The sequence below is a fragment of the Nonomuraea diastatica genome (assembly GCF_004349015.1).
Taxonomy (GTDB): domain Bacteria; phylum Actinomycetota; class Actinomycetes; order Streptosporangiales; family Streptosporangiaceae; genus Nonomuraea; species Nonomuraea diastatica.
Map to the genome: position 1 here is coordinate 86,807 of NZ_SMKP01000011.1, position 8,491 is coordinate 95,297.

General features: G+C 72.7%; 9 protein-coding genes. 5 read left to right on the forward strand and 4 right to left on the reverse strand.

Features of this window, described 5'->3' with window-relative positions; all coding sequences use genetic code 11:
* Nucleotides 1-82 precede the first annotated feature (82 nt).
* Together E1294_RS05970 and E1294_RS05975 are read right to left on the reverse strand one after the other, a co-directional pair.
* Nucleotides 83-883, reverse strand: coding sequence for an IclR family transcriptional regulator domain-containing protein (locus E1294_RS05970; RefSeq protein ID WP_132505385.1), 801 nt, complete (start codon nt 881-883; stop codon nt 83-85).
* A gap of 75 nt (nt 884-958) precedes the next feature.
* A complete protein-coding gene (locus E1294_RS05975) occupies nt 959-2,392 on the reverse strand; it encodes an amidohydrolase family protein (protein ID WP_132505388.1) in 1,434 nt (477 codons plus the stop codon).
* Nucleotides 2,393-2,550: 158 nt separating this feature from the next.
* Here E1294_RS05975 and E1294_RS05980 point away from each other — a divergent pair, with 158 nt between their 5' ends.
* From E1294_RS05980 to E1294_RS06000, 5 genes are read left to right on the forward strand one after another with little or no spacing between them, the layout of a single operon-like run.
* Entirely contained in the window at nt 2,551-3,714 is a 1,164-nt protein-coding gene (locus E1294_RS05980) for a CaiB/BaiF CoA transferase family protein (protein WP_132505391.1), read from the forward strand.
* Nucleotides 3,711-4,517, forward strand: a complete 807-nt coding sequence (locus E1294_RS05985; protein WP_220447589.1) for a citryl-CoA lyase — start codon at nt 3,711-3,713, stop codon at nt 4,515-4,517. The genes E1294_RS05980 and E1294_RS05985 overlap by 4 nt, the downstream gene beginning before the upstream one ends.
* On the forward strand, nt 4,510-5,376 hold the full coding sequence (locus tag E1294_RS05990; RefSeq protein WP_132505397.1) for a DODA-type extradiol aromatic ring-opening family dioxygenase: 867 nt from the start codon (nt 4,510-4,512) through the stop codon (nt 5,374-5,376). The genes E1294_RS05985 and E1294_RS05990 overlap by 8 nt, the downstream gene beginning before the upstream one ends.
* Complete coding sequence (locus E1294_RS05995) at nt 5,373-5,732, forward strand: hypothetical protein (RefSeq protein ID WP_132505400.1); 360 nt, start codon at nt 5,373-5,375, stop codon at nt 5,730-5,732. Before E1294_RS05990 ends, E1294_RS05995 begins: the two co-directional genes overlap by 4 nt.
* A gap of 22 nt (nt 5,733-5,754) precedes the next feature.
* On the forward strand, nt 5,755-6,720 hold the full coding sequence (locus E1294_RS06000) for a zinc-binding dehydrogenase (RefSeq protein WP_132505403.1): 966 nt from the start codon (nt 5,755-5,757) through the stop codon (nt 6,718-6,720).
* A gap of 121 nt (nt 6,721-6,841) precedes the next feature.
* Here E1294_RS06000 and E1294_RS06005 read toward each other — a convergent pair whose 3' ends face one another.
* Complete coding sequence (locus tag E1294_RS06005) at nt 6,842-7,663, reverse strand: aspartate/glutamate racemase family protein (RefSeq protein ID WP_220447590.1); 822 nt, start codon at nt 7,661-7,663, stop codon at nt 6,842-6,844.
* Nucleotides 7,660-8,491 (reverse strand): hypothetical protein (locus E1294_RS06010; protein ID WP_132505406.1); only part of this gene is annotated, 832 nt, incomplete at its 5' end. The genes E1294_RS06010 and E1294_RS06005, both read right to left, overlap by 4 nt.

Genomic DNA, 8,491 nt, shown 5'->3' on the forward strand with positions numbered 1-8,491 from the left:
GGCCCCTCCTGGATCGCCGTATGGAGATCATTGAAGGCCGACTTGCCCCGCCCGGCAAGACCCAGGCCGCGCGCGGCCGGGCTCAGGAGGCCGTGACGTGCGGCACCTCCTGGTAAACGGCCCAGTCGGCGCTGATCGCGCCGGCCGTCTTCAGCAGCAGCGGCAGGTGCTCCTCGGTCAGCTTGTCGATGGAGGTCTCGGCGGCGTGGGCGTTGACGTTGACGGCCGCGATGACGTTGCCGAGCCCGTCTCTGAGCGGCGCGGCGATCGACCGGATGCCGAGGGCGAGCTGCTCGTCCGTCATCGCCCACCCTTTGGCCCGCACCTCGCGCAGCACCGCCTCGCGCTCGCCGGCGTCCGGCCGCCAGCGCGGCTCGATGCCGGAGCGGCTCGGCTCGGCTAGGACCCGCTCCACCTCGGCGGGGGAGAGCGCGGCCAGCAGCACCTTGCCCAGGGACGTCTGCAGCGCCGGGAAGCGCGTGCCGATCTGCACCGACAGAGCGACGATCTTCGGCACGGCGACCCTGGCGACGTAGACGATGTCGGAGCCGTCGAGCTGGGCGATCGAGGAGGACTCGTGCGTCTGCCTGACCAGCCGCTCCAGGTGCGGCCTGGCCACCTCCCACAGCCCCGTGGAGCGGATGTAGGTGACGCCCAGCTCCAGCACGCGCGGTGTGAGGGCGAATCCGCCCGCCTCCTGCCGGGCGTAGCCGAGCTCCTGGAGGGTGAGCAGGATGCGGCGGGCCGTCGGCCTGGCCAGGCCGGCGGCGGTCGCCACCTCTGTCAGGGACATGACCGGGCGCCCGGGCTGGAAGGCCCTGATGACATCGAGGCCGCGCGCCAGCGCCTCGATGAAGTCAGGTCCTGTGTCACCGCGTGCCATCGATGCCCTCTCGTTCGGATCCGCCTGCTCCGACTTTAGACGGTCGGCACGGTCGCCCGTCCGCATAGCGGCCGGTCACAGGCGGTGCGTGGAGTCGCTGCGGTAGTCGGTGTACGTGTACGGGTTGTCGAGGATCTTCGTCGCGGGGATGTCCGGGTTCATGCCCTTCTCCCACGCCTCGTCGCCCATCTCGGAGCGCAGGTGCTCGACCGTCCGCTCGACCTGGCGGCGGGCCGCGGCCAGATCGACACCGACCAGGCGGTGCTCGTGCTTGACCACGCGGCCGTCGACCAGGACGGTGTGCACGTCGCCGCGCTGCGCCTGGAACGCCACGTGGCCGAACGGGTTGAGCAGCGGGAACGACACGGGCGACGCGTCGTTCTTGATCAGCACCAGGTCGGCCTTCCTGCCGGGCTCGACCGTGCCGAGGTCGTCGCGGCCGAGCGCGCGGGCGCCGCCCCGGGTGGCCCAGGTGACGACCTCGTCGGCGCGCAGGCCGCAGTGCGTGACGGTTTCGCCCTTGGCCTGGGCCTCCAGGTGCTCGCGGGAACGGTCGGCGCCGAGTGTGGTGCGCATGGCGGAGAACAGGTCGCCGCTCCACCAGACGCTCGTGTCCATGGACAGCGACACCGGGATGCCGTGGGCGCGGACGGCCCACGTGGGCGGGTAGCCCTGCCCGGCGCTCTGCTCGCTCTCCGTGGAGACCGAGATGGAGCCACCGGTGGCCGCGATGCGGTGGTAGGAGTCGGCCGACAGCGAGGCGGCGTGCACGTAGATGGTCTCGGGGGTCATGAAGCCGTGCTCGTGCATCAGCTTGATGCCGTCGTCGCTGGTCGCGCCCCACACGCCGGCGTGCGTGGTGACGGGCACGCCGAGCTCGCGGGCGACCTCGAAGGCGGGCTTCTCCGGGAAGGACGGGTCGCCGAGCACGTCGAAGGCGAGCTGGAAGCCGAGCAGGTCGTCGCCGGTGACGCGCCGGGCGACGAAGTCGCGGAACTCGGGCGTGGCCGTCCATTCGGCGGGCGGCTGCTGGATGTTGCCGTACGCGAGCACGTACCGGCCCGGCACGGACTGGAGCGCGTCGGCGGCGGCGTCGGCGTGGTCGACGGTCTGCAGGCCGTGCGACCAGTCGACGACGGTGGTGACGCCGGCGTCCAGGGCCTCGATCGCGGCCAGCGTGTTGCCCGCGTGCACGTCCTCGGGCCTGAAGAGCTTGCCGTGTTCCAGGTAGAACCAGACGAAGTACTGGGTGAGCGTCCAGTCGGCGCCGTAGCCGCGCATCGCGGTCTGCCACATGTGACGGTGGGTGTCGATCATGCCGGGCATGACGATGCCGCCGGAGGCGTCGATCTCGATGGCCTCATGCGGGGCCTGCAGGTCCTGCCCGACGGCGGCGATCCTTTCCCCGGTGACGAGGACGTCCGTGCGGGGCAGCACCCGGCGCCCGTCCATGGGCAGCACCGTGCCGCCGCGCAGCACTACGGGGCGCCCGGAGTCGAAGTCGTTCATGGCACGCTCCTCGTTGGCGAACAGTTGTCCGCTATACGGTCACCGCTACTGTGATGAGCATGCGCCCGGCTGTCAAGGTACTTGACGTCATAGCCTTTAGGTGCTGGGATCGACTGGGCGGACATATGTCCGTTCAACGGACGCGAGGATGGGACTCGATGACTGACACCGAGCCGCGGGGGCCGCTGTCCGGCGTGCTGGTCGCCGACTTTTCCAGGGTCCTGGCCGGCCCATACGCCACGATGTTGCTGGCGGACATGGGAGCCGACGTCGTCAAGGTGGAAGGGCCGGGCGGCGACGACACCCGGACGTGGACGCCGCCCGCCAGGGGCGAGGTGTCGACGTACTATCTTGGGGTCAACCGCGGCAAACGCTCGATCGCCCTCGATCTGCGCGACGAAGGCGACGCCGAGGCGGCCAGGGAGCTGGCCCGGCGCGCCGACGTCCTGGTGGAGAACTTCCGGCCGGGCGGGCTGGACAAGTACGGCCTCGGCTACGATGCCGTGCTGGCCGCCAACCCCGGCATCGTGTACGCGTCCATCAGCGGCTTCGGCTCAGGGGCCGGGGCGCGGGTGCCCGGCTACGATCTGATGGTGCAGGCCATGTCGGGGCTGATGAGCCTCACCGGCGACCCTGACGGGCCGCCCTACCGGGCCGGGATCAGCGTGTTCGACGTGATGGCCGGGAACCACGCCGTCATCGGCGTCCTGGCCGCGCTGCGTCACCGCGAGGCCACAGGGCGAGGCCAGCACGTCGAGGTCAACCTGATGTCGTCGGCGCTGACCGGGCTGGTCAACCAGAGCTCGGCGTACGTCGCCGGCGGCGTGGTGCCGTACCGGATGGGCAACGCGCATCCGAGCGTGTTCCCGTACGAACCGCTGCCCACGGCCGACCAGGACCTCATCGTCGCCGCTGCCAACGACGGCCAGTTCCGCAAGCTGTGCGAGGTGCTCGGCATCCCCGAGGTGGCCGACGACCCGCGCTTCGCCCGCAACGCGAGCCGTACCGCCAACCGCGAGGAGCTGCGGCCGATCCTGGTCGAGCGGCTCGCCCTGCGCCCAGCCGACGAGTGGTTCGACCTGCTCCTGGAGGCCGGGGTGCCGAGCGGGCCGATCAACACGATCGACGGCGGGTTCGCCGCAGCGGAGCGGTTCGGGCTCGACCCGGTCGTGGAGGTGGGCGAGGGCGAGCGGGCGGTGCCGACGACGCGGCACCCGATCCGGTTCTCCGAGACGCCCGCGGGCTACGCGCTGCCGCCGCCCGAGCTGAACGAGCACGGCGCCGAGCTGCGCAAATGGCTCGCCGAGGAGCAGCCGTCGTGACGCCCGAGGACTACCCCACCGCGCTCGGGGCGTCGTCGCCCACGTCGATCACCCTGCTCGGCCACGACCTGGCCGCCGACGTGATGGGCGAGGTGGGCTTCGGCGAACTGGCCTTCTGGCTGGCCACGCAGCGCCGCGCGTCGCGGGGCGAGGTGCGCGTGTTCGAGGCGGTGCTGGCCGCGCTGGCCGACCACGGGTTCACGCCGACGGCGATCGTGACCCGGCTGACCTACCTGTCGGCCCCCGACTCCGTGCAGGGCGCGCTGGCCGCCGGGCTGCTCGGCGGCGGCTCCCGGTTCCTCGGCGTCACCGAGGACTGCGGGCGTTTCCTCGCCGGCGTGCTCAGGGAGCGCGATCCCCTCCCCTCCGACGACGCCGGCTGGGACGCGCTCGCGCTGGAGACCGTGACGGCGTGGCGCGAGTCGGGGCGGCGCGTGCCCGGGCTCGGCCACCACGTGCACAAGGACGGCGACCCGCGCACGCCGCGGCTGTTCGAGATCGCGGCCGAAGAGGGCCTGTTCGGGCCGCACCTGTCGCTGTTCGCCGCGGTCGGCCGGGTGCACCCCCGCGTGCTGGGCAGGACCCTGCCGCTCAACGGCGCAGGCGTCTGCGGCGCGGCGCTGGCCGACCTGGGGCTGCCGCTGGAACTGCTGCGCGGGTTCGCGCTCCTGGCCAGGACCGCCGGGCTGATCGGCCAGCTCGCCGAGGAACTGCGCCACCCCGTGGCCAACGAGATCTTCCTGTCCGTGGACCTGAACAACCGGTCCGTGCCCCCCGACCCCTACGGAGAGACGCATGGCTGAACTCGTCGCGGTCATCGCATCCACCCACCACCCCTTCTACTACCGCGCCAGCACCTCCACGGGCGAGGACCGCCCGCCGTTCGCCGACGAGTGGGTGCGCAAAGTGGAGGCGTTCAGGGAGACCCTGACCAGGGCCAGGCCCGACGTGCTGGTCATGGTCGGCTCCGACCACTTCCACCAGCTGTGGCTGGACAACATGCCGCAGTTCCTCGTCGGCAAGGCGCCCTTCTACGACGCGAACTTCTACAACGAGGAACGCGAGTTCGGGCTGCCCAGGATGATGTTCACGGGGCAGGAGGACCTGTCGGCGTACATCCTGCGCGAGGGCCTGGACGCGGGCTTCGACCTGGCCTTCTCCAACGAGTTGCGGATCGACCACTCGATCACCTGCCCGGTCATCACCCTGCGCCCGCAGAACGACCTGCCGATCGTGCCCGTCTACACCAACATCTTCGCCCCTCCCCTGCCGCGGCCGAAACGGTTCGTGCAGCTCGGGCGTACCATCAGGGACCTCGTCGAGTCGTGGCCCTCCGACCAGCGGGTCGCGGTCATCGGCACCGGGCACCTGTCGCTCGAGCTCGGCGGGCCGCGCCAGTTCGGGCCGCACGGCCCCGACCCGGAGTTCGACCGCAAGGCCGTCGAGTGGATCTCCACCGGCGACCTCGAGGGCTGCCTGTCGGAGGTCACCCTGGACAGCCTGTGGGAGCCCGGCAACGCCACCCACGGGTTCATGGACTTCATGCTGATGATGGGGGTCGCCGGCGAGGGTAAGAAGGCCGACTACGTGGACACCTACGACCTGTTCCACACCATGGAGGCGTACTTCACGTGGTACCCGAACGGAGGTGACGGGTCATGAGCAAATACCTGCTGAACAAGTTCCTCTTCACCGTCGACCGCGACCCCGAGCTGGTCGAGCGCTACCGCGAGGAGCCGCGGGCCACGGTGGAGATGTGGGAGGCCGAGCACGCCAACCGCATCCTCGGCTGCCACACCGGCGAGTCGTCGACGTGGCTCCGCTTCGACGACGTCGAACGCGAGGCCCTGGCCGCCCACGACTACCCGAAGTTGTTCGAGCTTGGGGCGCATCCGTTCCTCACGCTGACGCTGTTCATCGCGATGTTCGAGCGCGACCATCCGCCGCTGGGCTTCCAGAAGGAGTACGCGCGGCGGCTGTCCCACATGAGCCTGCCGTACCCGGACATCGCCACATGACAGGCCCGGACGTGATCTCGTGATGCGGGCCGTCACGATCGAGACGTGCGGCCTGCCGCCCGTGGTGACCGAGCGGCCCGCACCCGTGGCATCCGGCCCGAAGACCGGTGCTGAGACGGTCGGGGTCATCGCCGCCCCGATCACCCCCCTGGACCTGCTGTGCGCGGGCGGCGCCTCCTACTTCGGGACACCCGCCGTCCCGTACGTGCCCGGCGTGCAGGGGGTCGGGGCCGTCGGCGGGCGGCTCGTGTGGTTTCCCACGTCGGCGGGGATGGCGCCGGGCGACGGCAGCATGGCGGAGCTAGCGGCGGTGCCCGCCGAGGACCTCGTGGAGTTGCCCGCCGGCGCCGACCCGTTCGCCGTGGCCGCGCTGGGGTTGTCGGCCGTGGCCGCGCACATGGCGCTGACCTGGCGCGGTGAGCTGGCAGCCGGCGAGCAGGTGCTGGTGCTCGGCGGCGGTGGCGTGGTGGGGCAGGCGGCCGTCCAGCTCGCCCGTCTCGCGGGCGCGCGCCGGGTCGTCGCCGCCGCCCGCTCACCGGAGTCCCGCGAACAGGCCCGGCAGGCCGGCGCGGACGCCGTCGTCGCCCTGGACACCGACGACGTGGCCGCGCTGGCCGCCCGCTTCACCGCCGCCTGCGACGGGCCGCTGGACCTGGTGGTCGACCCGCTCTTCGGCGCCCCGGCCGCCGCGGCCGCCCGCAACCTGCGTCCCAGGGGCCGGCTCGTCAACCTCGGCAGCTCGGCGGCGGAGACGTCCCCGCTCGACTCCGCCACGCTGCGCAGCCGGTCGTTGCGGGTGCTCGGTTACACCAACAACGAGCTGACCAGGGAGCAGCGCGCCGCGGCCATCACTCTGATCGCCGAGCGGGTGGCCGAAGGGCGGCTGTCGGTGACGCACGAGGTCGTCCCACTGGAGCGGGCCGCCGAAGCCTGGCAACGCCAGGCGGCGGGCACGTCCGCGGGCCGCATCGTCCTGAGCACCACCTGACCGGCCTGGGCCCTGACCGGCGAGCCGGGCCGGTTCGAACCCCCGACCTGCCCGAGCCCTCACCAGCCCGGGGCCTGGCCGGCCCGGGCAGGGAAGGGCTCCTGGGATGGGCCGGGTCGGCTCAGGCCAGCTGGCCGACGCCCGAGCGCGGGGAGGAGAGCACCGGCACTCCCCCGTCCGCCTCCGTGACGATCCTGGCCATCGACGCCTGGGCGAGCACCACGACGTCCACCTGCCCCGCGAGCCGGCCGAACCCGTCGAGGACCAGGGCGTCATGGCGGGCCGGGTCGCCCCCACGCAGCGCGTCGAAGGCGCCCTCGCACAGGTGCGGAACGACCTCCCGCCCCACCCCGTGACGGGACGCCGCCCGCTGGACCGCCCTGGTGGTCGGGCCGAGCGTGGTGGCCAGCGTCGCCAGCACGCCGATCCGGTCCCCGGCCCGCACCGCCTCCTCGGCCATCGGCTCGTCGATGCGCAGGATCGGCAGCTCGGCGAGCGGACGCGCCTGTTCGGCGGCCTCGCCGATGGAGGAACAGGTGACGAGCAGCGTCCCGGCTCCCGACTCCTTGGCGTACATCGCGTACGAGACCAGCCTGCGCAGGACGTGCGGGGGCGGGCCGTCGTTGGCGATGGTGTCCTGGAGCAGGCTCTCGTCGGCGAAGTGCAGGATCCGCGCGCCGGGCCGCACCTCGGCGGCAAGTTCGGCCAGCGGCGCGGCGAGCGCGGGCACGGTGTGCAACATCGCGATCACCGGACCGGTGGTCGGCCCAATCCGCGGCCCGATCGTCGGACCAGTCGTCGGGCCGGTCTGCGGGCCGGTCTGCGGGCCGGTCTGCGGGCCGGTCTGCGGGCCGGTCTGCGGGCCGGTCTGCGGGCCGGTCTGCGGGCCGGTCTGCGGGCCGGTCTGCGGGGCGGTCTGCGGGGCGGTCTGCGGCGGCGTCATCGGGCGTTCCACGGGCGGGCAAAGGAGTCGACGATGGACGCCAGCCGCACGAGCCGGGGCACCGAGCGCGCACGCAGCTCGGCGGCCGGGTCGGCGGACCCCACCACGTCGCTCCAGATCGCGCGGCCGGCCAGCATCCCCGACGCGCCCGCCCGGCAGGCGGCCCGGACGGCGGCGGGGAAGTCGTCCCGTTCGACGCCCTGGGAGAGCACGACCCACGGAACCGGGATCACCTCGTCGAGCCGGGCGCACTCGTCGGCCAGCCGTTCCTCGGGCGCGGCGCCGCCGAGCGGAACCTGGGCCTTGTACAGGCTGGGCCGCAGCGCGGCCAGCTCCCCGGCGGCCTCCCGGATCGCGGCGGGCCCGTCGAAGGCCGTCTCCTGGCCCTGGACCGGCTTGGCCACGCCCTCAAGCACGGAGAGCAGGCCCGCCTCGGCGCATCCGCGGACGAACACGGCGGCGGTCTCCAGGCGGCGCTGCCGGTGCTCGTCATCGCGCCAGATGAGCAGCAGCTTGGCCGCGACCGCGCCCGCCCGCCGCGCGGCGGCCAGGTCGATCGTCTCGTCGATCGAGGTGTCCTCGACGGGGCCGTCGGGCGCCTGCCGGAGACTGTCCACGGCGATGATCAGCCCGCCGGGGACCATGCCCTCGGCGGCCACCCGGTCGAAGCCGTAGTCCCGGTCGATCAGGAACCCGGAGGCGTGCGGCCCCACCTCCCGCGCCACCGCCAGCTTGAACCCGGCCAGCGTGTCATCGTCCACCTGCTCGCCCGTGGCGGCGGCGAACATCTGCCTGAGGCTCTCCCGCTGATCCATCGCGACCATGGCG

Excerpts from the sequence above, each read along its gene's own strand:
- E1294_RS05970 (WP_132505385.1), bottom strand. The coding sequence starts at position 883 with ATGGCACGCGGTGACACAGGACCTGACTTCATCGAGGCGCTGGCGCGC.
- E1294_RS05975 (WP_132505388.1), bottom strand. The coding sequence starts at position 2,392 with ATGAACGACTTCGACTCCGGGCGCCCCGTAGTGCTGCGCGGCGGCACG.
- E1294_RS05980 (WP_132505391.1), top strand. The coding sequence starts at position 2,551 with ATGACTGACACCGAGCCGCGGGGGCCGCTGTCCGGCGTGCTGGTCGCC.
- E1294_RS05990 (WP_132505397.1), top strand. The coding sequence starts at position 4,510 with ATGGCTGAACTCGTCGCGGTCATCGCATCCACCCACCACCCCTTCTAC.
- E1294_RS05995 (WP_132505400.1), top strand. The coding sequence starts at position 5,373 with ATGAGCAAATACCTGCTGAACAAGTTCCTCTTCACCGTCGACCGCGAC.
- E1294_RS06000 (WP_132505403.1), top strand. The coding sequence starts at position 5,755 with ATGCGGGCCGTCACGATCGAGACGTGCGGCCTGCCGCCCGTGGTGACC.
- E1294_RS06005 (WP_220447590.1), bottom strand. The coding sequence starts at position 7,663 with ATGACGCCGCCGCAGACCGCCCCGCAGACCGCCCCGCAGACCGGCCCG.